Here is a 24204-nt window from a genome sequence, read left to right as displayed (position 1 = left end):
CCGAGTATAGGGAGGGGCTATGCGGGCGCCTACTGTCCGATTGGTCAGTGCCTGTACGAAGGGGAAGGGAGGTGTTGCCGGGCTTAATGGGGTGTTGCTTTGGGGTAGTGGTACGCCGCTGCGCGAGCGCTGGCTGTGCCTGGGGCGAGGCGCTACGCAAGGGACTGATGGCAGGGATCGGCCTCGCAAAAATAAAAAGCCCGGACAGGCTGTCCGGGCTTTTTTTCGTTACGGCAGAATTGGCTGCCGCGACAACAAGGGGCTTATTCCACCGTCACCGACTTCGCCAGGTTACGCGGCTTGTCGACGTCCGTACCGCGTGCCAGCGCCGTGTGATAGGCCAGCAGCTGCAGCGCGCACACGTGCAGGATTGGGGAGAGTTCGCCATAGTGCTCCGGCAGGCGGATCACGTGCAGGCCGTCGCCGGAGACGATACGCGAATCGACGTCGGCAAACACGTACAGCTGGCCGCCGCGCGCGCGCACTTCCTGCATGTTCGATTTCAGCTTTTCCAGCAGCGCGTCGTTCGGGGCGATCGTCACCACCGGCATTTCTTCGGTCACCAGCGCCAGCGGGCCGTGTTTCAGTTCGCCGGCAGGATAGGCCTCGGCGTGGATGTACGAGATTTCCTTCAGTTTCAGCGCGCCTTCCAGGGCGATCGGGTAGTGCATGCCGCGGCCGAGGAAGAGGGCGTTTTCCTTGCGAGCGAACTCCTCGGCCCAGGCGATGATCTGGGGCTCCAGTGCCAGCACCGCCGAGATGGCGACCGGCAGGTGGCGCATCTGTTTCAGGTGTTCGGCTTCTTCCTCGTCCGTCAGGCGGCCGTTCACTTGCGCCAGCGTCAGGGTCAGCAGGAACAGGGCGGCCAGCTGGGTGGTGAACGCCTTGGTCGAGGCGACGCCGACTTCGACACCGGCGCGGGTGATGTAGGCCAGTTCGCATTCGCGCACCATGGCGCTGGTCGAGACGTTGCAGATCGTCAGCGTGTGCGGCATGCCGAGGCTGCGTGCGTGCTTCAGCGCAGCCAGGGTGTCGGCGGTTTCGCCCGATTGCGAAATGGTGACGACCAGGGTGTTCGGGTGCGGCACGCTGTCGCGATAACGGTATTCGCTGGCGATCTCGACATTGACCGGCACCTTGGCGATGCACTCGATCCAGTATTTCGCAGTCAGGCCGGCATAGTAGCTGGTGCCGCAGGCCAGGATCAGCACGCGGTCGATCTGCTTGAAGACCTTATAAGCGTTGTCGCCGAACAGTTCCGGCATGATGCCGGTGACACCTTCCAGCGTGTCGCCGATGACGCGTGGCTGTTCAAAAATTTCCTTCTGCATGTAGTGGCGGTACGGGCCAAGCTCGGCGGCGCCGGTGTGGGCGTGCACGGTTTTGACTTCGCGCTCGACCGGTTTGCCGTCGACGTCGACGATCCAGTAGCGCGACAGTTGCAGGTCGACGACGTCGCCTTCTTCCAGGTAGATGATCTGGTTGGTGGTGCCGGCCAGCGCCATCGCGTCCGACGCAACGAAATTCTCGCCTTCGCCGACGCCGACGATCAGCGGCGAGCCCTGGCGTGCGGCGACGACGCGGTGCGGTTCCTCGCGCGAGAACACGGCAATCGCGTAGGCGCCGTGCAGGCGCTTCACGGCTTGCTGGACGGTGTCGAACAGGTCGCCGTTGTACATGTGGTCGACCAGGTGGGCGATGACTTCGGTATCGGTCTGGCTCGTGAAGACATAGCCGAGTTCGGTCAATTCGCGGCGCAGCTCGTCGTGGTTTTCGATGATGCCGTTATGCACCAGCGCGATGCGCGCCGCTTCTTCGTTTGGCGAGAAGTGCGGGTGGGCATTGTGCGAAGCCGGGGCGCCGTGGGTGGCCCAGCGGGTATGGGCAATGCCCGTGAAACCTTGCAGGCCGGTACCGGCGATTTGCGTTTCGAGGTCGGCCACGCGCGAGGTGCTGCGCGAGCGGGCCAGGCGTCCTTCGACGTGCAGCGCCACGCCGCAGGAATCGTAACCGCGGTATTCGAGGCGTTTCAGGCCCTCGATCAGGATGGGGGTGATATTACGCTGCGCAACTGCTCCGACGATACCGCACATGGACGAACCTCATTTAAAAAATTAGCAACGGGGCATATCGTATGGCAACGGTGATGAAATATGCGTACAGAGTGTGGCCAATTTTGTTATAAAATTTCATCGGTGAATGGTGATGAAATGATATTTCATAGATAAGCGGATTTCTTTCTCAGGATTTCAATATGGCGCTACCCGAATTGGATGACCTCGATCGTCGCATCCTGAATACGCTGCAAGCTGATGCATCGCAGACGAATGCCGAGTTGGCGGAACTGGTACACGTGTCGCCGCCAACTTGCCTGCGTCGGGTCAAGAGCTTGACCGAACGCGGTGTTATCGAGCGGCAAGTTGTGATCGTCGCGCCGGAGAAGGTAGGGGCGCGCCTGACGGCCATCGTCGAGATCACGCTCGATGTGCAGGCGGCCGAGCGGATGGCGCAGTTCGAAGCGCTGGTGGCAAGTGAAGAAGCCGTGCTGCAGTGCTATCGGGTGGCGCCCGGGCCGGATTTCGTGCTTGTGGTACAGGTGGTCGATATGCCGGCTTATCACGCGCTGGCGCACCGGTTGTTTGCCACCCATGCGAATGTGCGCAATGTGAAGGCGTATTTTTCTACGTTCCGGAGCAAGTTCGAGACGCGGATTGCGGTTTGAACCGGACGTCATGGCTGATTTGACGCTGCACCGCGTGGACTCGGGAGTCCACCCTACGGTCTGAATCGGTGGGCACGGGGCGCCCACCCTACAGTACTGCTCGATGGATTTGCCTGTGGATAACTCAGTGGATGACTTGTGGAATCACAGCGGATATCCCCGGTAAAACCCTGCATAAGCCGGTGGATATCCCTGTGATTTGCCTGTGATTTCGCTGTCAATATCCAGTGTACAGGCGGTGGATTACTTGTTCGTTTTCACAGGACGGGTCCAGCCTTCGAGCGTCATCTGCTTCGGGCGCGAGATGGTCAGCTTGCCGGCCGGCGCGTCCTTCGTCAGCGTGGTGCCGGCGCCGAGCGTGGCACCTTTACCCACGGTGACGGGCGCCACCAGCTGGCTGTCGCTGCCGATGAAGGCGTCGTCTTCGATCACGGTGCGGAATTTGTTGGCGCCATCGTAGTTACAGGTGATGGTGCCGGCGCCGATGTTCACGCGCGAGCCCACCGTGGCATCGCCGACATAGGCCAGGTGGTTCGCCTTGCTGTGCGCGGCGATTTGGCTGTTTTTCACCTCGACGAAGTTGCCGATGTGGACATCTTCACCGAGTTCGGTGCCCGGACGCAGGCGCGCATACGGGCCGATCTGCGATGCCGGGCCAACAATCGCTTCTTCCAGGTGGCAGAACGGCTTGATGTTCGCACCGGCAGCGACCTTCACATCCACCAGGACGCAGTGCGCGCCGATGCGCACGCCGTCGGCCAGTTCCACGCGGCCCTCGAACACGCAGCCGACGTCGATCACGACATCGCGCCCGCAAATCAGTTCGCCGCGCACATCGATGCGCGCCGGGTCCATCAGGGTCACGCCTTTTTCCAGCAGGGCGTTCGCAATGTTCAGTTGGTGGCGGCGTTCCAGTTCCGCCAGCTGCACCTTGCTGTTCACGCCCGCCACTTCCCATTCGGCCGACGGCGAGGCCGAGGTCACCTCGACGCCGTCCGCCACGGCTTGGGCCACGATGTCGGTCAGGTAATACTCGCCCTGCGCATTGTTGTTCGACAGCGCCGCCAGCCAGCGTTTGAGGTGCGCGGTCGGGATGCACATGATGCCGCTGTTGATTTCGCGGATCGCGCGCTCGGCTTCGCTCGCATCCTTTTCCTCGACGATGCGCACGATGCGCCCGCCTTCGCGGATGATGCGGCCCAGGCCAAAGGGATTGGCCTGCTCGACCGTGAGAATGCCCAGCTTGTCGTTACCCGCAGCCTCGACCAGGCGGCGCAGCGAATCGACACTCGTGAGCGGGACGTCGCCATACAGCACCAGGGTCGGCACGCTCTCGTCCAGTTGCGGCACGGCCTGCATCACGGCGTGGCCGGTGCCCAGTTGCGGCTGCTGCAGCGCGGTGTCGATCGGCGCTTCGCCATCACGCGCCAGCGTGGCCACCATCTCAGGCACCGCTGCGCCCCCGTGTCCGTAAATCACGCATAATTTACTCGGCCGCAGCGCACGCGCGGTATCGATCACATGCTGCAGGAGCGGCTTCCCAGCCAGCGGATGCAACACTTTAGGCAGCGCGGACTGCATGCGCTTTCCCATGCCGGCGGCAAGGATGACTACGTTCATAGGCCGAATTCAAGAAGAGTTAATAAGATGAAAAAGTTTAGCATGCATGACCCCTTGTTCCAGCGCACGCGTGCGCTGTTCGTCGTCGCGCTATTGGCACTGTTGACCGCCTGCAGCACCATCCGTTTCAGCTACAACCATGGCGACACCCTACTGTACTGGTGGCTGGACGCCTATGTGGACTTCGAAGGCGACCAAGGCGATTGGGTCAAACGCGACATCGGCGAACTGTTCCAATGGCACCGCAAAACCCAGCTCGACGATTACGCTGCCCTGCTCGGCACTTTCCAGCGCCAGCTTGCCGGCCAGCCAACCCAGGCCGACCTGCTCGCCGATTACCGGGAGATCCGCCGCCATACCGAAACCCTGGCCTTTCGCGCCGTCCCCGACATGGTCGACCTGGCGCGCTCGCTCACGCCCGACCAGATCGACCAGATGGAAGAACGTTTCAACAAGAAGAACGAGGAATACCGCCGCAAGTTCGTCAGCGGCAGCAATGAAAAACGCAATGAGGCGCGCTTCGACAAGTCGATGGACCAGTTCAAGCTGTGGTTCGGCGGCTTTTCCAACGAACAGGAGAAAGCGCTGCGCCGCGCCTCCGATGCCCGTCCGCTCGACAGCCAGATCTGGCTGGAAGAACGCATCTACCGCCAGCGCCGCATCCTCACCCTGGCGCGCAAGATCGCCCGCGACAAGCCGAACAAGGAACAGACGACAGTGATGATCAACAGCCTGCTGCACGAGTTCCTCGCCCGCATGGAAGCGCCCGAGCGCAAGGCCTTCTATGACAGCTATATCAACGCCACCACCAATTTCATCCTGACGGCAATCCGCCTGGCAACCCCGGCGCAAAAGGCGCACGCCCAGCAGCGCATGCAGGGCTGGATCAACGATTTCAATGCGCTGGCCAAGGAAGCGAAATAAGGCAGCAGCGTGGCGGTGCTATAGTGCCGGCCATGCATAGAAAGCCAACCAAACCCCAGGGCCAGCACGGCCGTCCGCGGCTGGCGCCGCAGCAGGTACGCATCATCGGCGGACAATGGAAACGCCGCCTGCTGCCGGTGCTCGACGCCCTCGGCCTGCGCCCCACGCCCGACCGCGTACGCGAAACCGTCTTCAACTGGATCCACCACCAGGTCGGCGGCGACTGGGAAACGGTCGATTGCCTTGACCTGTTCGCCGGCAGCGGCGCCCTCGGCTTCGAGGCGGCCAGCCGCGGCGCCCGTTCCGTCACCATGCTCGACTTCCACGGCCCGGCCGTGCGCCAGCTCGAACTCAACAAGGAAACCCTGAAGGCGGACAATGTCCACCCGCTGCGCGGCGACGCCTTTGCCGTCGCGCGCGACCTGGCGCTGCGCGGGCAGCGTTTCGATGTCATCTTCCTCGATCCGCCCTATGGCCAGGATTTCGTCGCCAAGGCGCTGCCGCTGTGCGTTGACCTGTTGAAGACGGACGGCATGGTGTATGTCGAGGCCGAACATGCCCTGCCGACGGGCGAAGAAACGCCTGAGTGGCTCGCGCCCTGGGAACAGATCCGCGCCGACAAGGCAGGGATGGTCTACTACCATTTACTGAAATTGCACGAAAACACGAGCAGCTAACAAACCGCCCATGGCTGCGTTGCATCGTCTCGCCGTACAGTCGTACTGTCTTCGACGATGCGTCTTGCCCTGAACAGTTTGTTAGCTGCTCTAAGGCATAAACCCCGCATCCTTGCCCAATTCGCGGGCAAAACTGGTTCAATGCCGGGGCGACTGCCGGAATTTCAGGCATAATGCGCCTTTCAATATCGGTGTTTCTCCAGGGAGCCGCAATGGTTGTAGCCGTTTATCCAGGTACTTTTGACCCGCTCACCCGCGGCCACGAGGATTTGGTGCGCCGTGCATCGGGCCTGTTCGACACGCTCGTGGTCGGCGTTGCCGACAGCAAGAACAAGAAGCCGTTCTTTTCGCTCGAGGATCGCCTGGAAATCGCCAACGAAGTACTCGGCCATTATCCGAACGTGAAGGTGGAAAGCTTTTCCGGCCTGCTGAAGGATTTCGTGCGCCAGCACGACGCCCGCGTGATCGTACGCGGCCTGCGCGCCGTGTCCGACTTCGAATACGAGTTCCAGATGGCCGGCATGAACCGCTATCTGCTGCCCGACGTCGAAACGCTGTTCCTGACCCCGTCCGACCAGTACCAGTTCATCTCCGGCACCATCGTGCGCGAGATTGCCATGCTCGGCGGCGACGTGTCGAAATTCGTCTTCCCTTCGGTCGACCGTTGGCTGCAAAAGAAAATCGCCGCCATGGCGCCGCCGACAGCCTGATCCCGGGCATTCATTTACCGCACAAGCATCATGGCCTTACTCATTACCGACGAATGCATCAATTGCGACGTGTGCGAGCCCGAGTGCCCGAACGACGCCATTTCGATGGGTACGGAGATCTACGAGATCGATCCGCACAAATGCACCGAATGCGTCGGCCACTTCGATGAACCGCAGTGCGCCTCGCTGTGCCCGGTCGCCTGCATTCCCTTCAATCCAGCCTGGCGCGAAACGCGCGAAGAATTGCTGGCGAAATACGAACGCCTGACGGCCGCCAAGAACGCCGCCTGATTCTTCGCGGTGCCCCTCGCACTGCCCGGCAAGGCGTTTTTTCCGACCGTGCTATCCTGCGCCGATGGCCCAAAACGACGACGACGCGCGCTCGCGCCTGCCGCAATCGGTAACCCGGAACATTGGCACCATTGCCGACCATTACGCACGCCACGAAGAAGAGGTGCCGCGCGCCCAGGCCCTGATTGAAAAGATGAGCCAGGTGTTGGGAACGCCTGCGTATGTCGTGGCCAATCTGGTGTTTATCGTCGCCTGGATCGCCTGGAATCTGGTCGCGCCCGAGCTGGGCTTCGACCAGTTCGACGAACCGCCCTTTTTTTGGCTGCAGGGCATTATCGGCCTGAATGCCTTACTCATCTCCACCACCGTCCTGATTCGCCAGAACCGCATGTCGCTGCTGGCCCAGCACAATGCCCACCTCGATTTGCAGATCAGCCTGCTGGCCGAGGAAAAGACCAGCAAGATCATCGCCATGATCGAAGAGCTGCGCCACGATTCGCCCAACCTGCCCGACAAGCCCGATGCCGAGGCCGAGGAACTGAAGCAATCGGCCGACACTCACACCGTCCTCGAAGCGATCGAACGCGAAAACCACCCTGCACGTCATTGATCGTCCCCGTTGTATTGTGCTCTTGCAGCATTAAAATACCTGTTCAATATTGTTGTACGACAATATTTAGCTGCTATATTGCTACGGTCGCTTTTAGCACGACCATACTTTTTCGGGCGCCTGGCGCCACGGCAGCCCCGCATACCAAAACAGGACAGGAGACAATATGACCGCTTTCAAGCACCCGATCACCCTTGCCAGCGGCGCGGCGCTGGCGCTGACCCTGGCACTGCATGCCCAAGCCGCCGTCGACGTGAATGGCATCAAATTCGAGGACACGAACAAGGTTGCCGGCAAGGACTTGAAACTCAATGGCGCCGGTATGCGCACCAAGATCATCATCAAGGTCTACGCGGCCGGCCTCTATCTGCCCGAGAAAAAGACGGGCCTGGCCGACATCCTGAAAATGGAAGGTCCGCGCCGCGTGACTCTGGTGATGGCACGCGATGTTGGCGCCGACGACATGGGCAAGGCTTTCACGGAAGGGATCAACGCCAACCTGGACAAGGCTGAAAAGGCGAAGATCGTCAGCCAGATCGGCAAGCTCGGCGAAATCTTTGCCGCCGTCGACGAAATCAAGAAGGGCGACGTGCTCCACCTGGACTGGATCCCGGGCACCGGCACCGTCTGCGAGCTGAACGGCAAGCGGATCGGCGAACCGATTTCGGATGTGAATTTCTATAATGCCGTGCTGCGCATCTGGCTGGGCGAGAAGCCGGCCGACCGCTCGCTCAAGCCGGCCTTGCTGGGCGAAGCGCGCTAATCACGCAGCAGGAAAATGCGGGCATAAAAAAACGCGGCGCCGGGAAACCGGGGCCGCGTTTTTCATTCGTGTGCTGGCTTCAAGCGCCGAGCACGCCGTCAGCGGCGCCGCGCGTGCGCGCAGTACGGGGACGCAGCACCAGCAACGACGCGCGGACCAGTCCCGACAACAAGGGGCGGAAAAACAGCAGGAAAGCGGCCAGCAGCGCCAGCAGGCAGGCCAGGCGCAGCAGGTCGGCCAGGGGCAGCAGCGGGAAAGACAATTGGGTGACGGCAGAGACGAACGACATGATGTTTGATTACGGAACGTTGTTTCTAAGAACTATAGTGCAATGCAGCATATAAATCTAATTCCGTTTTCTAATGGCCCTTATATGGATCATGAATGAAATCGAGTACACTGAAACCAGACCGATAAACAGGCAGCGCGCTGCCACCGAGACGATTTTTCCATGAGCTTCCTGACACTGGACCTGAACCTGCTGCGCGTATTCGACGCAGTCATGACCGAACAAAACCTCACGCGCGCGGCCGGCCACCTGGCCATGACCCAGCCGGCGGTATCGAATGCCATCAAACGCCTGCGTGAAAGCCTGGGCGACGAATTGCTGATCCGCACGGCGTATGGCGTGAAGCCCACCCCGCGTGCCGAAGCCCTGTGGCCGGCCGTGCGCCAGGCGCTGGCCTCGCTGGAAGCGGCGGTCATGCCGGAAACCTTCGATGTCTCGAAAGCGCAGGCAACCTTCCGCATGGCCATGGCCGATGCCACCGCCGCCTACTGGCTACCCTCGCTGATGCGCTCGATCGAGAGCGAAGCGCCGGGCGTCAACATCCGCATGGTGCCGCTGACCACGCGCGAGCCGCGGCCGATGCTGTTGCGCGGCGACATTGATCTGGCGGTCGGCTTCTTTCCGGGCGTGGCTGCCCAGCTGTCGTATGAGACCGGTTCGCCGATCCGCCACGAGCGCCTGTACTCGGGCCAGTATGTGTGCGTGATGCGCAAGAACCATCCACTGGCCAACACCAAGCTCGACCTCGACACCTATTGCAAGGCGAACCATTTGTTGGTGAGTTTTTCGGGTCGGGCGCACGGCCTGGTCGACGAGGCGCTGGCGCAGATCGGCCGCGAGCGGCGCATCCTGTTGACCGTGAACCAGTTCTTCACAGCAGGGCGGGTGGTGGCGAACTCGGATTTGATCACGGTGCTGCCGAAGCACCTGATGGTGTCGACGGGCATGACGGAGTCGCTGATCTGGCGCGAACTGCCGTTCGCCTTGCCGGCCGTGCATCTGGACATGCTCTGGCACGAACGCGACGGCCGCAGCCCCGCCCACCGCTGGCTGCGCAACAACCTGGAAACCACCGCCGCCGTGGCGACGGCACCGAAGGCGGAGCGGCAAGCCGCGTAGGGTGGGCCGGTCTCACCGTATGCCATGTACGGCGTGGGCACGGGGCGCCCACCCTACAAGGTCGAGCGTTGGTTGAACGCGTTTACCTGATCGGCAACTTCGTCGTATTCTTGACCTCTTCCATCACCGCATAGGTATGCGTCTCGCGCACGCCTTTCTGTAGCAGCGTCTTGCCGAGGAATTCGCGGTAGGCCGCCATGTCCTTCACCCGCGCCTTGACCAGGTAATCGAAGCCGCCCGCCACCATGTGGCACTCGAGCACTTCCGGGATCAATTGCACGCTCTGCTTGAAGGCGTCGAACACTTCCGGCGTCGTGCGGTCCAGCACCACTTCGATGAAGACCAGCAGCGACACATCCAGCAACTGCGGATTCAACTGGGCCGTATAGCCCATGATGTAGCCGGATTCGTGCAGCTTGCGCACGCGCTCGAGGCAGGCCGCCGGCGACAGGTTGACCCGGGTCGCCAGCTCGACGTTGCTGATGCGTCCATCGTTCTGCAACTCGGCCAGGATCTTCTTCGAAATTTTGTCGAGCATGCCGTCTCTCTTAAGCGTAAATATTATTTGGTCGAATTCTCGCACCAAAAACTATCTATTGCTAGTGCCCGTTAAAAACAGAATTAATCCAGAAGATTTCCTTCTACAATCAAACGATTGAAGCGCCTGCCAAGATGCGCGCCGCCTGCCATGCAGTGCGGCGCGTTTTGCTGTGCACCCTGGACCTGTTTTAGTTTAATAAAAGACCACCATGCAGATCGCCGCCACTCCGGCCACCACCTTCGTTCCCTTCGACGCCTTCCAGGCTGAAACCCGGCAAGAGCAGACGCCCCTGCGCGCCGCCATCACCGCCGCCTACCGCCGCGACGAGCAGGAAGCCGTCCAGTGGCTGCTGGCACAAGGCGCCCGTCCGGGCGCGGAAGCGAAACCGCTGGCCCAGCGCCTGGTCACGAGCGTGCGCGCGAAACGCACCCGCGCTTCCGGCGTCGACGCCCTGATGCATGAATTCTCGCTGTCGTCGGAAGAAGGCGTCGCGCTGATGTGCCTGGCCGAAGCGCTGCTGCGCATTCCCGACAGCGCCACCGCCGACCGCCTGATCGCCGACAAGATCAGCAAGGGCGACTGGCGCAGCCACCTGGGTGAATCGCCTTCGCTGTTCGTGAATGCCGCCACCTGGGGTTTATTGGTCACCGGCAAACTCGTCTCGTCCAGCAGCGAGCGCGGCCTGGGCTCCGCCCTGACGCGCCTGATCGCCCGCGGCGGCGAACCGCTGATCCGCAAGGGCGTCGACCTGGCCATGCGCATGCTCGGCAACCAGTTCGTCACCGGCCAGACGATTCAGGAGGCCCTGAAAAACAGCCAGCCGAACGAGGCGCGCGGCTATCAATATTCCTACGACATGCTGGGCGAAGCGGCGCTGACTGAACTGGATGCCCAGAATTACTATGCTTCCTACGAGGCAGCCATCCACGCGATCGGCAAGGCCTCGAATGGGCGCGGCATCAAGGCCGGCCCCGGGATCTCGATCAAGCTGTCCGCCCTGCACCCGCGCTACAGCCGCGCCCAGTACGCCCGCGTGATGAACGAATTGCTGCCGCGTGTGCGCAACCTGGTCTTGCTGGCGAAAAGCTATAACATCGGCATCAACATCGATGCCGAGGAAGCGGACCGCCTGGAAATCTCGCTCGACATGCTCGAGGCACTGGCTTTTGATGCGGAACTGGCCGGTTTCGAGGGCATCGGCCTGGTGGTGCAGGCCTACCAGAAGCGCTGCCCGTTCGTGATCGACTACGTGATCGACCTCGCCAAGCGCAGCAACCGCAAGTTCATGGTGCGCCTGGTAAAAGGCGCCTATTGGGACGCCGAGATCAAGCGCGCGCAGGTGGACGGCATGCCGGGCTTCCCGGTCTATACGCGCAAGGTCTACACGGACGTGTCGTATCTGACCTGTGCGAAAAAACTGCTCGGTGCGCTCGATGTCATCTATGCCCAGTTCGCCACCCACAATGCGCACAGCCTGTCGGTGATCTACACCTGGGCGAAAGAGCAGGGTGTCGACAACTACGAATTCCAGTGCCTGCACGGCATGGGCGAGACGCTCTACGACCAGGTCGTGGGCAAGGACAATCTGGGTAAAACCTGCCGCATCTATGCCCCGGTCGGCTCGCACGAAACGCTGCTGGCTTACCTGGTGCGCCGCCTGCTGGAAAACGGCGCGAATTCCTCGTTCGTGAACCAGATCGTCGACGAAAAGATCCCCGTCGACAGCCTGCTGAACGACCCGTTCGAAGTCGCGCGCGCCGCCGATTGCCTGCCGCACCCGGCCATTGCCCAGCCGCGCGCCCTGTTTGGTGCCGAGCGCAGGAATTCCGCCGGCATCGACCTGACGAACGAAGATGCACTGCGCAGCCTTGGCCTGGAGCTGGCGCGCCAGCGCGACTACCGCGAAAACCGCTGATCGCCGGCCCGGTGCTCGGCGCCGATACGCTGCAAGTGCGCAACCCGGCCCAGCATGCCGATCGCGTCGGCCAGGTGCAGGAAGCGGCGCCGCAAGACGTCGAAACGGCCCTGAACGCAGCCACCGCTTTCGCCGCCCAGTGGCAAGCCGGCGCCAACGCTGACCGTGCCGCCATGCTCGACCGCGTTGCCGATCTGTTCGAAGAACACTGCGCCGAGCTGATGGCCCTGGCCGTGCGCGAAGCGGGCAAATCCTTGCCGAACGCGATCGCGGAAATCCGCGAAGCCGTCGACTTCCTGCGCTACTACGGCGCGCAAGTGAAAGACGCCGCGCCGGCGCAGGCTTTGGGACCGGTGACGTGTATCAGCCCCTGGAACTTCCCGCTGGCGATTTTCACCGGCCAGGTTGCTGCGGCCCTGGCCGCCGGCAATGTCGTGCTGGCCAAACCGGCGGAACAGACGCCGCTGATCGCCCATCGCGCCGTGCAACTGTTCCACGAAGCCGGCTTCCCGCTGGCCAGCCTGCAATTGCTGCCGGGCCGAGGCGAAGTCGTCGGTGCCGCCCTGACCGGCGACGCGCGCGTCAAAGGCGTGATCTTTACGGGCTCGACGGAAGTGGCGCAACTGATCAACCGCACGCTGGCAAAGCGGGCCGACAACGAGGGCATCGATATTCCGCTGGTGGCCGAAACCGGTGGCCAGAATGCGCTGATCGTCGATTCCTCCGCCTTGCCGGAACAGGTGGTGCAGGACGTATTGAGCTCGGCCTTCGACAGCGCCGGCCAGCGCTGCTCGGCCCTGCGCGTATTGTTCCTGCAGGAAGATATTGCCGACAAGACGATCCGCATGCTGAAGGGCGCGATGGGAGAACTGCGCGTCGGCAGCCCGGACCGCCTGGCGACTGACATCGGCCCGGTGATCGATGCCGAGGCCCAGCGCAATTTGTTGAATCACATCGAGCGTACCCGTGCCACCGCGAAAAACCATTTTGCGCTGGAACTGCCGAAAGCGCTCACGGAGGGGGGGACGTTCGTGCCGCCAACCGTGCTGGAAATTGCCTCGCTCGATGAACTCAAGCAGGAAGTGTTCGGGCCCGTGCTGCACATCGTGCGCTACCGCCGCGCCGACCTCGGCCGCGTGGTCGACACCATCAATGCCACCGGTTACGGCCTGACCCTGGGCGTGCATTCGCGCATCGACGAGACCATCGATTTCATCACCGCGCGCGCCCATGTCGGCAATATCTACGTGAACCGCAACATCGTTGGCGCTGTCGTTGGCGTGCAACCGTTCGGTGGCGAAGGCAAATCCGGTACCGGCCCGAAAGCTGGCGGCCCGCTCTACATCAAGCGCCTGCAGCGCCGTGCCGCGCCGCTGCTCGAGCATGCCCGCCGTCCGTATCCTGCGCTCGATGCGCTGATGGTCTGGGCCCACACCCACGGCCTGGAAGACCTGGTCGCCCTCGGCGAGCGCTATGCGCGCACGCAACTGAACGGCACGGCCATCGATTTACCCGGCCCGACCGGCGAACGCAACCGCCTGTCCTTTACCCCGCGCGGGGTGGTGCTGTGCGCGGCCGAATCGCAACGGGGCATGCTGAACCAGCTGGCCGCCGCCATGGCGACCGGTAACCGGGCGCTGGTGCTGGTCAGTCCCGGCCTGCACGTGCCGGACGATCTGCCGCCGGAACTGAAGGATCAGCTGCAATTCATCGGTGCCGCCGAAGTGGCGCAGTGCGACTTCCAGATGGCGATGCTGGAAACCGGTTTGCAGGGCAACCTGCGCACCGAACTGGCGGCGCGCCCGGGTGCCATCGTCGGCATCGTCGACACGGATATCGCAGCCCCGATCGCCCTGTGGCGCCTGGTGGCCGAGCGTGCCCTGTGCGTCAACACGACGGCCGCTGGGGGTAACGCAAGCCTGATGACGCTGGGGCTGTAATCATGTAAAGGTTTGTTGTTCATTGTGTAGCTCATTGGAGGAAGACATGTTAGTTGGCGTTCCAAAAGAGATAAAGAACCACGAGTACCGGGTCGGCCTGACCCCGCCGTCCGTGCGCGAGCTGGTCAACCGGGGCCACCAGGTCATGGTCCAGAAGAACGCCGGTGCCGAGATCGGCCTGTCCGACGAGCAGTACGTCGCGGCCGGGGCCAGGATTGTCGACCAGGCCGAGGAGCTCTTTGCCCGTGCCGAGATGATCGTCAAGGTCAAGGAGCCGCAGCCGGGCGAGTGCGCGATGCTACGCGAGGGACAAATCCTCTACACCTATCTGCACCTGGCGCCCGATCCGGAACAGACCGCGGCGCTGGTCAAATCGAAAGCGGTCTGCATTGCCTACGAAACCATCACCGGCGCGGGCGGCGGCTTGCCGCTGCTGGCACCGATGAGCGAAGTGGCGGGACGCATGGCCATCCAGGCCGGCGCTGCCCACCTGGAAAAATCGAAGGGCGGCATGGGCCTGCTGCTGGGCGGCGTGCCGGGCGTGGCGCCAGGCCACGTGGTCATCATCGGCGCCGGCGTGGTCGGGACCAATGCCCTGCAAATGGCGGTCGGGACCGGTGCCCGCGTTACCGTGTTAGACAAGAACATCGACCGCCTGCGCCAGCTCGACCTGGTCTATGGCAACCGCATCGCCACGGTCTATTCGAACGCGCATGCGCTGGAAGAAGCGGTACTGTCGGCCGACCTGGTCGTCGGCGGCGTGCTGGTACCGGGCGCGGCGGCGCCGAAACTGGTCACCCGCGACATGATCGCGCGCATGAAGAAGGGCGCGGTGGTCGTGGACGTCGCCATCGACCAGGGCGGCTGCTTCGAAACCTCGCACCCGACCACCCATGCCGACCCTACCTTCGTTGTCGATGGTGTCGTGCATTACTGCGTGGCGAACATGCCGGGCGCGGTGGCGCGTACGTCCACCTTTGCGCTGAACAACGCGACCATTGGCCACGCCCTGGCGCTGGCGAATAAAGGCTGGCAACGCGCCCTGCGTGAGGACGCGCACCTGCGCCATGGCCTGAATGTCTGCCAGGGCAAGGTCACCTATGAAGCCGTGGCCCAGGCCCTGGGTTACAACTACGTGCCGGCGGACTCGCTGCTGGCCTGAACGGAGACGCCCCCGATCTGCAGGCAGAACTGCCTGACGACATGAAAAGCATAGCGCGCGGCCACTGACTTCACGAAACGCATGAAGTCGGTGGCCGCGTTTTCATTGGCGTTGTCGGAAATCGTCCGCATCACGCAACAGGGCAGGTCCAGCTCATAGCACACCTGGGCCACCGCCGCCCCTTCCATTTCCACCGCCACCAGGCCCGGCAGGGCATCGTTGAGGGCATGGATATGCGCGCGCTCGTTGACGAACTGGTCGCCGCTGGCGATCAAGCCGCGGTGGACACGCGGTTGCGCCAGGGCGAATGCCGCTTGTTCGCGCGCATCGATCACGTCCAGGAATTCGGTCTCGAGGAACGCAGCGGCGGCGTCGGCCAGCTGCGTGCTGAGGCGATGGTCGGCCGGAAAATGGGTCAAGCCCGTCAGCGGCACCTCGAAACGGGGAAACAGCGGGCTGGCATCCATGTCGTGCTGGACCAGCGAATCGGCCACGACGATGTCGCCGACACGTACGCTGGGGTCGCCGCTACCGGCCACGCCGGTAAACAGGATGTGCGTAACTCCGAACTTTTCCACAAGCGTGGTGGCTGTCATGGCGGCAGCAACCTTGCCTATACGCGACAGAACGCACACAGCGTCGATTTCCCACAGTGTTCCAGCCCAGTACTCGCGTTGACCATGGATGAGCTTGTAGGGCCTCTCCATGGCCTCCACGAGCCCCTGCTGTTCTTCTTGTAGTGCACTGATGATCCCGAGACGCATGAATTTGATGTTGTTGATGGGTTGAAGAGTCTGAAAACGGTGTTTTCCAAGCGGTTTTGCTTGGCTGAAGACGGGTTGTCCCGTTTTTCCCTGCTTTCAGATGTTTACAGTAATAAATGTATATATAAAGCTGGTAGTGATAGTAAACGAAGCTCTTCTTGTGGATAAGATTGGTTTACTCCACAAGATCAGCGGCTTACGCTATCCGCGACTGGCTGGACAAGCGCTGTATCGCGCTTGCACCGATGTTGGAGAAAAAACAGCGGGCTTCCAGTAACAGCGTTTCTGCACATCGGATCCTGTAGATATGCAGCGGCTTGTCCACAGGCCGGTCTGCCAGATAGCGCTTATCGCTGGCAAAACGGCCGTGACCCGGTGCCGGCAGCGCGCTTTTGCGGGCATGTGCGCATTGCCACTGCCGACAGCGAGCGTCCGACAGGTCTGATCGCGCAGTGGAGCTTGCCTCATACGCTTACCGTTGTTCAGCTTGAAGCGTGTTGCTGATCGCTTACTGAACCGACGACGCCATCTTTTGCCGGAAGTGTGCTCTGCCGTGATCAGGGCCGTCAGTGTGCTCGTGCGATCCGAACTCCGTGCATCGACGGTGCGGCAGCCGTCCGGTTGGCCTTCCTCAAGCTCCTGGATGCAGGTTGCCGGCATGGGCAATGAGCGCCATCCCTTCTTTTCCTGCCAAACCATCGAATGGCTGCGTCGCGACAGCGCCAGCGCCAGCAGTAGCGCAAACCGGCGCGAGCGCTTCGGGGTTTTCCAGCGCCGCCGGCTTCTTCTGTTTAATAACAATAGATGTATACAAAATTGATAGTAGTAGTAAACGCCCTCCGAACTGTGGATAAGACCGATTTTCTCCACAGGCTCAAGGGTTTACGTCATTCCTGATGTGCTGAACAAACGGTGTATCGGGTTTGCACGGAATGCGGACAGATTTCGGCAGCTCGGCAATCGCGCGCGTTCTGCACATTCCTTCCTGTGGATATGCATGAGCTTGTCCACAGCCTGCTTCCCGCGGGCGCGGTTTTCGGGTTGCCGGCAGTGCTGTCGTGCGTCAGCTGGCAAGGCCGACAGGGAAGAGACGCCAGGCTGCCAGCGCTGCGTTGGCTTTTGCAGCATCAGCCCAACAGTTCGAGCGCGCAGCAAAAAATATTTTCCCAGGCAGGGCGCGCGAGGCCTCTCAGGTTTACAACCAATATCTGTATACAAGTTTAGTAGTAGTGTTAACAAGTGGCACTTTCTGTGGATAAGCCGGTTAACAGACAAGAAATCATGGGTTTACACGCGGTATAAGCGGGTGCGTTGCCGCTGTATCGCTCAGTTGATGAATCTGGACAATTTTTCGCGCCTCCCCAAACGCGCCATTTCTGCACAAACCGTTCCTGTGGATATCAAGAACCTTATCCACAGATGCCCCTCTGGCGTTCCGTTTACGATCTGGTAAGCTGCCTTCATCAACTGACGAGCGGAGGGGGCTGACATGGAATTCGATGCATTGTTCCCGGTACCGGTGATCCAGGGACCGATGGCCGGTGGCGCTTGCACGCCCGAGCTGGTCGCGGCCGTATCGAATGCCGGTGGTCTGGGTGCGCTGCCCGGCTCGCTGCTGGCGCCGCAGGTGATCGAGGAGCAGGTCGCCCGTATTCGCAGCCTCACCAGCCGGCCCTTCCTGCTGAACTTTTTTATCCAGGGTACGCCAGCCCCGAGCGAAGACCAGTTGGCACAGGCGGGCGAATTCTTGCGTCCCATCTGGGAAAGCCTGGGCTGGAGCGAGCTGCCGCGCCCCAAAAAATGGTGCGAGGATTTTGCCGCGCAGTTCGAGACCCTGCTGGCGCTGCGGCCAGCCGTGGCCAGCTTCACTTTCGGCATCCTCGGCAGCGAGCAGGTCGAGCGCCTGCATGCGGCCGATATCCTCGTCATCGGTACCGTTACCACCGTCGAGGAAGCGCTGGCCTGGCAGGCGATCGGCGCCGATGCGGTGGTCGCGTCCGGGGTCGAGGCGGGCGGCCACCGCGGCACCTTCATCGGCAGGCAGGAAGACGCGACGCTGACGGCAAGCGCCCTCTGGCCGCAGGTCGTGCAGGCGGTCCGCATCCCCGTGATTGCCGCCGGCGGCATCATGGACGGCGCCGATATCCGGCGCGCACTGGCGCTTGGGGCCCGTGCCGTGCAGATGGGCTCGGCTTTCCTGGTTACCGACGAGTCCGGCATCCATCCGGCCTACAAGGCGCGCCTGCTTGCCGGCGCCGACCAGACGCGGCTGACGCGCAGTTTTTCGGGGCGCTACGCACGCGGCATCGAGAACCGTTTCATGCGCCAGATGGCGCAAGTGGAGCGGCAGGTGCCGCCTTATCCGGTCCAGAACGCCTTGACCGGCAGTATCCGGGCAGCGGCCGCGGCCAGCGGCGATACCGAATTGATGTCGCTCTGGGCTGGTACCGGCTATGCGCGTGCACGGCCGATGCCGGCGGCGCGCCTGGTGGAATTACTGGCATTTGAATTGCAGTCCTGACGGGAGGGTGCGTGGAATCGGCCGGAGAATACGACTACATCATCGTTGGCGCCGGCACTGCCGGTTGCGTACTCGCCAACCGGCTCACGCGCGATCGCGACATCAACGTGCTCCTGATCGAAGCCGGTGCCCGCGACGATTACCTGTGGATCCACATCCCGGTCGGCTACCTGCACTGCATCGGTAATCCACGCACCGACTGGCTGTTCAATACCGAACCCGATCCCGGCCTGAACGGGCGCAGCCTGATCTACCCGCGCGGCAAAGTCCTGGGCGGCAGTTCCTCGATCAACGGCATGATCTACATGCGTGGCCAGGCCCAGGATTATGCGCGCTGGGCCGAGGCCTGCGGCGACGATTCCTGGCGCTGGGAGCAGGTGCTACCGCTGTTCAGGAAGAGCGAAGACCATTACCTTGGCGCCAGCGAATTGCATGGCGCCGGCGGCGAATGGCGCGTGGAAAAGCAGCGCCTGTCCTGGAAAATCCTCGATGCCTTCCGCGATGCGGCCGAAGAGGTGGGCATTGCCAAGGTCGACGATTTCAATACCGGGGACAACGCCGGCTCGTCCTATTTCGAGGTCAACCAGCGCCGCGGCATCCGCTTGAATACCGCGAAAGCCTTCCTGAAACCGGCGGCCCAGCGTCCGAATCTGACCATCATGACCGGCTGCCATGTCGAGCGCCTGGTGCTGGAAGAGGACAATGGCAGGACCGTCTGCCGCGGCGTCCAGTTTACCGGCGGCGGGCATGCCTACATGGCGCGCGCCGCACGTGAAACCCTGCTGGCCGCGGGCGCCATCGGATCGCCCCACATCCTGCAACTGTCCGGCATCGGGCCGTCCGCCCACCTGGCGCGCCACGGCATCACGCCGCGCGTGGAAGCGCCCGGCGTCGGCGAAAACCTGCAGGACCATCTGCAACTACGCATGGTCTACAAGGTGCAAGGCGTCAAAACCCTGAATACCAGCGCCAACAACTGGTTCGGCAAGTTCAGGATCGGCCTCGAGTACGCACTGTTCCAGAGCGGACCGATGTCGATGGCGCCGTCGCAGCTGGGTGCCTTTGCCCGTTCGCATCCCGGGCAGGCGACGCCGGATTTGCAGTACCACGTGCAGCCGCTGTCGCTGGAAAAGTTCGGCGACCCGCTGCACGGTTTTCCCGCATTTACGGCCAGCGTTTGCCACCTGCGGCCGACTTCGCGCGGACACGTGCGCCTGGCCGGGCAGGACAGTTATGCGGCGCCGAAGATCACGCCGAATTACCTCAGCACGCAGGAAGATCGGCAGACTGCGGCGGCGGCTTTGTCGCTGACGCGACGCATCGTGGCCGCGCCGGCGCTGGCGCGCTATGGGCCACAGGAGTTCAAGCCGGGGCCGCTCTACCGTACCGAGGAAGAACTGGCGCAGGCTGCCGGCCTGATCGGCACCACGATTTTCCACCCCGTCGGCACGTGCCGGATGGGACGGCGCGACGATCCGCTGGCCGTCGTCGACAGCGACTTGCGCGTGATCGGCGTGGACGGCCTGCGCGTGGTCGACGCCTCCATCATGCCTTTTATTACTTCCGGCAACACCAATTCGCCGACCCTGATGATCGCGGAAAAGGCGGCAGACGCGATCCGTGCCGCCCGAACCAAAAACTTGCCTGTGTAATTTTGCACAATTGGTGGGCGCGGGATTCCGGTGTGTGCGCGGGTGCACAAGGGCTGTGTTGTATTGTGGGCCATAACTGTTGTGTGTAATATTTGTTAAGGGATTTCGGCGCAGGGGTGATTCACGCACTGGAGAGACGATGGCGGACGTCATACTGGAAACAAAAGGCCTGACGAAGGAATTCAAGGGTTTTATTGCAGTTAACCACGTCGACTTGCAGGTGCAGCGCGGCCACATCCACGCACTGATCGGTCCCAACGGCGCCGGCAAGACCACCTGCTTCAACCTGCTCACCAAGTTCCTCGTGCCCAGCTCCGGGCAGATCCTGTTCAATGGCCGCGATATCACGGCCTCGAAACCGGCGCAGATCGCGCGCATGGGCATCATCCGCTCTTTCCAGATTTCCGCCGTCTTCCCCCATTTGACGGTACTTCAAAATGTGCGCATCGGCCTGCAGCGTCAGCTCGGCACGAGTTTCCACTTCTGGAAGAGCGAACGCTCGCTGTCCCGGCTCGACGAGCGCGCGCTGGCGCTGCTGGCCGAGGTCGACCTGGCCGGCTTTGCCGATACCGTCACCGCCGACCTCCCTTATGGGCGCAAGCGCGCGCTCGAGATTGCCACCACGCTGGCGATGGAGCCTGAACTGATGCTGCTCGACGAGCCAACACAGGGCATGGGCCATGAAGACGTGCACCGCGTCACCGAACTGATCAAAAAAGTGTCGGCCGGGCGCACCATCCTGATGGTGGAACACAACATGAACGTCGTCTCCGGCATCTGCGACCGCATCTCCGTCCTGCAGCGCGGCGCCACGCTGGCCGAAGGGACCTATGCGGAAGTCTCGCGCAACCCGCAAGTGATGCAGGCCTACATGGGCAGCGCCGATGGCGAACTCGAAGGAGCGCACGCATGAGCGCGGCACTCGAAATTTCCAATTTGCAGGCCTGGTACGGCGAATCGCACATCCTGCACGGCGTCGAGTTCTCGGTGGCCGAAGGGGAGGTCGTTACCCTGCTCGGAAGGAATGGCGCCGGGCGCACCACCACCCTGCGCGCCATCATGGGCCTGACCGGGCGCCGCAGCGGGTCGATCCGCATCAACGGTGTCGAAGCGATCAAACTGCCGACCCACCGCATCGCCCACCTCGGCGTCGGCTATTGCCCGGAAGAGCGCGGCATCTTCGCCTCGCTGTCGACCGAGGAAAACCTGCTGCTGCCGCCGGTGCTGCCTGGGACGGGCAATGGGGCGGGCACGGCGATGTCGCTCGACGAGATCTATGCCATGTTTCCGAACCTGTACGAGCGCCGCCACAGCCAGGGCACGCGCCTCTCCGGCGGCGAGCAGCAGATGCTGGCCGTGGCCCGCATCCTGCGTACCGGCGCGCGCCTGCTGCTGCTCGACGAGATCTCCGAAGGGCTGGCGCCGGTCATCGTGCAGACGCTGGCGCGCATGATCACGACCCTGAAGGGAAAGGGCTACACCATCGTGATGGTCGAGCAGAACTTCCGCTTTGCCGCGCCGTTGGCGGACCGCTTCCACGTCGTCGAACACGGCCAGATCGTCGAAACCATCGCCGCCCATGAGCTCGATACGCGCATGCCGGTGCTGACGGAACTGCTCGGCGTCTGATCCACGTTTTTACCCACAAGACCACAAGAACGGAGACCACATGAAACGCACAGCCCTCGCCCTCGCCACCGCCGCCGCCTTCGGCAGCCTGGCCGCTCCCGCACATGCCCAGATCAGCGGCGACACCATCAAGATCGGCATGATCACCGACCTGTCCGGCGTGTATTCCGACGTCGACGGCAACGGCGGCGCCGAAGCCGTGCGCATGGCGATCGCCGACATGGGCGGTGCCATCGCCGGCAAGAAGATCGAATTCGTCGTGGCCGACCACCAGAACAAGCCGGACATCGCCGCCTCGAAGGCGCGCGAATGGTTCGACCAGGGCGGCGTCGACATGCTGATCGGCGGCACCAATTCCGGCGCCAGCCTGGCCATGGCCAAGGTCGCGGCCGAGAAGAAAAAAGTGTTCATCGCCATCGGCGCCGGCACTGCGCAACTGACCAACGAACAGTGCTCCCCCTACACCGTGCACTACGCCTACGACACGGTGGCGCTGGCGCGCGGCACCGGTTCCGCCGTGATCAAGCAGGGCGGCAAGAGCTGGTATTTCCTGACCGCCGACTATGCCTTCGGCCAGTCGCTGGAAAAGGACACGACCGAGGTGCTCAAGAAAAATGGCGGCACCGTGCTCGGCAGCGTGAAGCACCCGCTGTCGGCCTCCGATTTTTCCTCTTTCCTGCTGCAGGCCCAGTCGTCCAAGGCGCAGGTGCTGGGCCTGGCGAACGCGGGTGGCGACACCATCAATTCGATCAAGGCGGCCAAGGAATTCGGCCTGACCAAGAACATGAAGATCGCCGGTTTGCTGGTGTTCATCAACGATATCCACACGCTCGGCCTGAACACGACGCAAGGCATGTACCTGACCGACGGCTGGTACTGGGACATGAATGCCGACACCCGCGCCTGGTCCAAGCGCTATTTCGGCAAGATGAAGAAGGAACCGTCGATGCTGCAGGCGGCCGACTACTCGGCGACGACGAACTACCTGAACGCGGTCAAGGCGCTTGGGTCGGATGACCCGACCAAGGTGATGGCCAGGCTGAAGGCGACGAAAGTCAACGACATGTTCGCCAGGAACGGCGAAATCCGCCCGGACGGGCGCATGGTGCACGACATGTACCTGATGCAAGTAAAAGCGCCGAGCGAGTCGAAGTATCCGTGGGATTACTACAAGCTGGTGGCAACGATTCCGGGGGCGCAGGCGTACACGACCAAGGCCGAGACGAAATGCGCGGCCTGGAAGTGAGGGTTTTTCGTCGCGTCCAAAACATGTGCGCGTCGATTCGGACGTGAATTGAACGCGTGGGCGGGGAACCCGCCCACCCTACGGTCCTTCGAATATTGCCATTGCTCGTAGGGTAGGCGGGTCTCCCGCCTACGCGTTCAACCCAGGCTGGCAAATCGAAAACGTGTTGCGCTGTGCATTGAATTCGACGCATACCGCTGACGCACAACCTTTTCGGCACCTATGGAACTATTCGGCATCCCCCTGCAAGCCCTGATGAGCCAGCTCCTGCTGGGCCTGGTGAACGGCTCCTTCTATGCGATGCTCTCGCTCGGCCTGGCCGTCATCTTCGGCCTGCTCAACGTCATCAATTTCTCGCACGGCGCGCTCTATATGATGGGCGCCTTCATCGCCTATATCGGCGTCACCTCGTATGGCCTGAACTACTGGATGATGCTGGTGCTCGCGCCGCTCCTGGTCGGCGCCTTCGGCATCGCGGTCGAAAAGACGATGCTGCGCTGGCTGTACAAACTCGACCATCTATACGGGCTGCTGCTGACCTTCGGCATCACGCTGCTGCTCGAAGGCCTGTTCCGCTCCTTCTTCGGGGTCTCCGGCCAGACCCTGGACGTGCCCGACGCGCTGACGGGGGCCACCGACCTCGGCTTCATGATCTTGCCGAACTACCGCGCCTGGGTGGTGGCCGCTTCGCTGGCGGTCTGCCTCGGTACCTGGTTCGTCATCGAAAAGACGCGCTTGGGCGCCTACCTGCGCGCCGGTACCGAGAACCCGAAACTGGTCGAAGCCTTCGGCATCAACGTGCCACGCATGGTGACATTGACCTATGGCTTCGGTGTCGCGCTGGCCGGCCTGGCGGGGGTGCTGGCGGCGCCCGTCATCAACGTCACCCCGCTGATGGGCTCAAACCTGATCATCGTCGTCTTCGCCGTCGTCGTGATCGGCGGCATGGGCTCGATCCTCGGTTCCATCGTCACCGGCCTGATGCTGGGCGTGATCGAGGGGCTGACCCGGGTGTTTTATCCGGAAGGGTCGGAAGTGGTCGTATTCGTCGTCATGGTCATCGTGCTGCTGCTGCGCCCGGCCGGCCTGTTCGGGAAGGAAAAGTGAGC

General features: G+C 62.4%; 21 protein-coding genes and 1 pseudogene. 16 read left to right on the top strand and 6 right to left on the bottom strand.

Going from position 1 to position 24204, the window contains the following annotated elements:
- Positions 1 to 263 precede the first annotated feature (263 nt).
- Positions 264 to 2093: a glutamine--fructose-6-phosphate transaminase (isomerizing) gene (gene glmS, locus G4G31_RS03890; protein ID WP_182990372.1), complete on the bottom strand. Its 1830-nt coding sequence runs from the start codon at positions 2091 to 2093 to the stop codon at positions 264 to 266.
- A 161-nt stretch (positions 2094 to 2254) separates the two neighbouring features.
- Between glmS and G4G31_RS03885 the strand changes: the two genes are divergently transcribed.
- A complete protein-coding gene (locus tag G4G31_RS03885; RefSeq protein WP_182990371.1) occupies positions 2255 to 2722 on the top strand; it encodes an Lrp/AsnC family transcriptional regulator in 468 nt (155 codons plus the stop codon).
- Positions 2723 to 2965: 243 nt separating this feature from the next.
- Here the strand turns inward: G4G31_RS03885 and glmU are convergent, their stop codons facing one another.
- On the bottom strand, positions 2966 to 4342 hold the full coding sequence (gene glmU / locus G4G31_RS03880) for a bifunctional UDP-N-acetylglucosamine diphosphorylase/glucosamine-1-phosphate N-acetyltransferase GlmU (RefSeq protein ID WP_182990370.1): 1377 nt from the start codon (positions 4340 to 4342) through the stop codon (positions 2966 to 2968).
- A gap of 27 nt (positions 4343 to 4369) precedes the next feature.
- Here glmU and G4G31_RS03875 point away from each other — a divergent pair, with 27 nt between their 5' ends.
- The 6 genes from G4G31_RS03875 to G4G31_RS03850 all read left to right on the top strand — a co-directional run bounded on the left by G4G31_RS03875 (position 4370) and on the right by G4G31_RS03850 (position 8317).
- Positions 4370 to 5266, top strand: coding sequence for a DUF6279 family lipoprotein (locus G4G31_RS03875; RefSeq protein WP_229425334.1), 897 nt, complete (start codon positions 4370 to 4372; stop codon positions 5264 to 5266).
- Positions 5267 to 5298: 32 nt separating this feature from the next.
- Complete coding sequence (rsmD, locus tag G4G31_RS03870; RefSeq protein ID WP_182990369.1) at positions 5299 to 5943, top strand: 16S rRNA (guanine(966)-N(2))-methyltransferase RsmD; 645 nt, start codon at positions 5299 to 5301, stop codon at positions 5941 to 5943.
- A 212-nt stretch (positions 5944 to 6155) separates the two neighbouring features.
- A complete protein-coding gene (coaD, locus tag G4G31_RS03865) occupies positions 6156 to 6653 on the top strand; it encodes a pantetheine-phosphate adenylyltransferase (protein WP_182990368.1) in 498 nt (165 codons plus the stop codon).
- 30 nt (positions 6654 to 6683) lie between these two features.
- Complete coding sequence (locus G4G31_RS03860; protein ID WP_182990367.1) at positions 6684 to 6944, top strand: YfhL family 4Fe-4S dicluster ferredoxin; 261 nt, start codon at positions 6684 to 6686, stop codon at positions 6942 to 6944.
- A 64-nt stretch (positions 6945 to 7008) separates the two neighbouring features.
- Positions 7009 to 7554 carry a DUF1003 domain-containing protein gene (locus G4G31_RS03855; RefSeq protein ID WP_182990366.1) on the top strand — a complete coding sequence of 182 codons (546 nt, stop codon included), beginning with the start codon at positions 7009 to 7011 and terminating at the stop codon, positions 7552 to 7554.
- A gap of 166 nt (positions 7555 to 7720) precedes the next feature.
- Complete coding sequence (locus G4G31_RS03850; RefSeq protein WP_182990365.1) at positions 7721 to 8317, top strand: chalcone isomerase family protein; 597 nt, start codon at positions 7721 to 7723, stop codon at positions 8315 to 8317.
- 79 nt (positions 8318 to 8396) lie between these two features.
- Here G4G31_RS03850 and G4G31_RS03845 read toward each other — a convergent pair whose 3' ends face one another.
- The gene (locus G4G31_RS03845) at positions 8397 to 8606 is read right to left on the bottom strand and encodes a hypothetical protein (RefSeq protein ID WP_182990364.1); all 210 of its coding nucleotides are present in this window, start codon (positions 8604 to 8606) and stop codon (positions 8397 to 8399) included.
- A gap of 162 nt (positions 8607 to 8768) precedes the next feature.
- Here G4G31_RS03845 and G4G31_RS03840 point away from each other — a divergent pair, with 162 nt between their 5' ends.
- Positions 8769 to 9725, top strand: a complete 957-nt coding sequence (locus G4G31_RS03840; protein WP_182990363.1) for a LysR family transcriptional regulator — start codon at positions 8769 to 8771, stop codon at positions 9723 to 9725.
- Positions 9726 to 9807: 82 nt separating this feature from the next.
- On the opposite strand, the gene G4G31_RS03835 is transcribed toward G4G31_RS03840, so the two are convergent.
- Positions 9808 to 10263 carry an Lrp/AsnC ligand binding domain-containing protein gene (locus tag G4G31_RS03835; protein WP_056340766.1) on the bottom strand — a complete coding sequence of 152 codons (456 nt, stop codon included), beginning with the start codon at positions 10261 to 10263 and terminating at the stop codon, positions 9808 to 9810.
- Positions 10264 to 10474: 211 nt separating this feature from the next.
- Between G4G31_RS03835 and putA the strand changes: the two are divergent.
- Positions 10475 to 14121: pseudogene (gene putA, locus G4G31_RS03830) on the top strand (trifunctional transcriptional regulator/proline dehydrogenase/L-glutamate gamma-semialdehyde dehydrogenase).
- Positions 14122 to 14167: 46 nt separating this feature from the next.
- Entirely contained in the window at positions 14168 to 15283 is a 1116-nt protein-coding gene (gene ald, locus G4G31_RS03825) for an alanine dehydrogenase (RefSeq protein ID WP_182990362.1), read from the top strand.
- On the opposite strand, the gene G4G31_RS03820 is transcribed toward ald, so the two are convergent.
- Complete coding sequence (locus G4G31_RS03820) at positions 15253 to 16047, bottom strand: 5'-methylthioadenosine/adenosylhomocysteine nucleosidase (RefSeq protein ID WP_182990361.1); 795 nt, start codon at positions 16045 to 16047, stop codon at positions 15253 to 15255. The genes ald and G4G31_RS03820 overlap by 31 nt on opposite strands.
- Before the next feature lie 631 nt (positions 16048 to 16678).
- Entirely contained in the window at positions 16679 to 16861 is a 183-nt protein-coding gene (locus tag G4G31_RS03815; protein WP_182990360.1) for a hypothetical protein, read from the bottom strand.
- A gap of 675 nt (positions 16862 to 17536) precedes the next feature.
- Here G4G31_RS03815 and G4G31_RS03810 point away from each other — a divergent pair.
- From G4G31_RS03810 to G4G31_RS03785, 6 genes are all read left to right on the top strand, one after another.
- Entirely contained in the window at positions 17537 to 18568 is a 1032-nt protein-coding gene (locus tag G4G31_RS03810; RefSeq protein WP_182990359.1) for a nitronate monooxygenase family protein, read from the top strand.
- Between the two features lie 11 nt (positions 18569 to 18579).
- Positions 18580 to 20220, top strand: coding sequence for a GMC family oxidoreductase (locus G4G31_RS03805; RefSeq protein WP_182990358.1), 1641 nt, complete (start codon positions 18580 to 18582; stop codon positions 20218 to 20220).
- A gap of 139 nt (positions 20221 to 20359) precedes the next feature.
- Entirely contained in the window at positions 20360 to 21133 is a 774-nt protein-coding gene (locus tag G4G31_RS03800; protein ID WP_182990357.1) for an ABC transporter ATP-binding protein, read from the top strand.
- Entirely contained in the window at positions 21130 to 21849 is a 720-nt protein-coding gene (locus G4G31_RS03795; protein ID WP_182990356.1) for an ABC transporter ATP-binding protein, read from the top strand. The genes G4G31_RS03800 and G4G31_RS03795 overlap by 4 nt, the downstream gene beginning before the upstream one ends.
- A gap of 40 nt (positions 21850 to 21889) precedes the next feature.
- Complete coding sequence (locus G4G31_RS03790; protein WP_182990355.1) at positions 21890 to 23095, top strand: ABC transporter substrate-binding protein; 1206 nt, start codon at positions 21890 to 21892, stop codon at positions 23093 to 23095.
- 222 nt (positions 23096 to 23317) lie between these two features.
- Positions 23318 to 24202 (top strand): branched-chain amino acid ABC transporter permease, encoded by an 885-nt coding sequence (locus tag G4G31_RS03785; protein ID WP_182990354.1) that lies wholly within the window; start codon positions 23318 to 23320, stop codon positions 24200 to 24202.
- Positions 24203 to 24204: the final 2 nt, after the last annotated feature.

Source organism: Massilia sp. Se16.2.3, from assembly GCF_014171595.1.
GTDB lineage: Bacteria > Pseudomonadota > Gammaproteobacteria > Burkholderiales > Burkholderiaceae_D > Telluria.
The sequence above is the reverse complement of the archived record's forward strand: the minus strand, read 5'-3'. Positions and strand labels throughout refer to the sequence as shown.

Excerpts from the sequence above, each read along its gene's own strand:
- glmS (WP_182990372.1), bottom strand. The coding sequence starts at position 2,093 with ATGTGCGGTATCGTCGGAGCAGTTGCGCAGCGTAATATCACCCCCATC.
- G4G31_RS03885 (WP_182990371.1), top strand. The coding sequence starts at position 2,255 with ATGGCGCTACCCGAATTGGATGACCTCGATCGTCGCATCCTGAATACG.
- glmU (WP_182990370.1), bottom strand. The coding sequence starts at position 4,342 with ATGAACGTAGTCATCCTTGCCGCCGGCATGGGAAAGCGCATGCAGTCC.
- G4G31_RS03875 (WP_229425334.1), top strand. The coding sequence starts at position 4,370 with ATGAAAAAGTTTAGCATGCATGACCCCTTGTTCCAGCGCACGCGTGCG.
- rsmD (WP_182990369.1), top strand. The coding sequence starts at position 5,299 with ATGCATAGAAAGCCAACCAAACCCCAGGGCCAGCACGGCCGTCCGCGG.
- coaD (WP_182990368.1), top strand. The coding sequence starts at position 6,156 with ATGGTTGTAGCCGTTTATCCAGGTACTTTTGACCCGCTCACCCGCGGC.
- G4G31_RS03860 (WP_182990367.1), top strand. The coding sequence starts at position 6,684 with ATGGCCTTACTCATTACCGACGAATGCATCAATTGCGACGTGTGCGAG.
- G4G31_RS03855 (WP_182990366.1), top strand. The coding sequence starts at position 7,009 with ATGGCCCAAAACGACGACGACGCGCGCTCGCGCCTGCCGCAATCGGTA.
- G4G31_RS03850 (WP_182990365.1), top strand. The coding sequence starts at position 7,721 with ATGACCGCTTTCAAGCACCCGATCACCCTTGCCAGCGGCGCGGCGCTG.
- G4G31_RS03845 (WP_182990364.1), bottom strand. The coding sequence starts at position 8,606 with ATGTCGTTCGTCTCTGCCGTCACCCAATTGTCTTTCCCGCTGCTGCCC.
- G4G31_RS03840 (WP_182990363.1), top strand. The coding sequence starts at position 8,769 with ATGAGCTTCCTGACACTGGACCTGAACCTGCTGCGCGTATTCGACGCA.
- G4G31_RS03835 (WP_056340766.1), bottom strand. The coding sequence starts at position 10,263 with ATGCTCGACAAAATTTCGAAGAAGATCCTGGCCGAGTTGCAGAACGAT.
- ald (WP_182990362.1), top strand. The coding sequence starts at position 14,168 with ATGTTAGTTGGCGTTCCAAAAGAGATAAAGAACCACGAGTACCGGGTC.
- G4G31_RS03820 (WP_182990361.1), bottom strand. The coding sequence starts at position 16,047 with ATGCGTCTCGGGATCATCAGTGCACTACAAGAAGAACAGCAGGGGCTC.
- G4G31_RS03810 (WP_182990359.1), top strand. The coding sequence starts at position 17,537 with ATGGAATTCGATGCATTGTTCCCGGTACCGGTGATCCAGGGACCGATG.
- G4G31_RS03800 (WP_182990357.1), top strand. The coding sequence starts at position 20,360 with ATGGCGGACGTCATACTGGAAACAAAAGGCCTGACGAAGGAATTCAAG.
- G4G31_RS03795 (WP_182990356.1), top strand. The coding sequence starts at position 21,130 with ATGAGCGCGGCACTCGAAATTTCCAATTTGCAGGCCTGGTACGGCGAA.
- G4G31_RS03790 (WP_182990355.1), top strand. The coding sequence starts at position 21,890 with ATGAAACGCACAGCCCTCGCCCTCGCCACCGCCGCCGCCTTCGGCAGC.
- G4G31_RS03785 (WP_182990354.1), top strand. The coding sequence starts at position 23,318 with ATGGAACTATTCGGCATCCCCCTGCAAGCCCTGATGAGCCAGCTCCTG.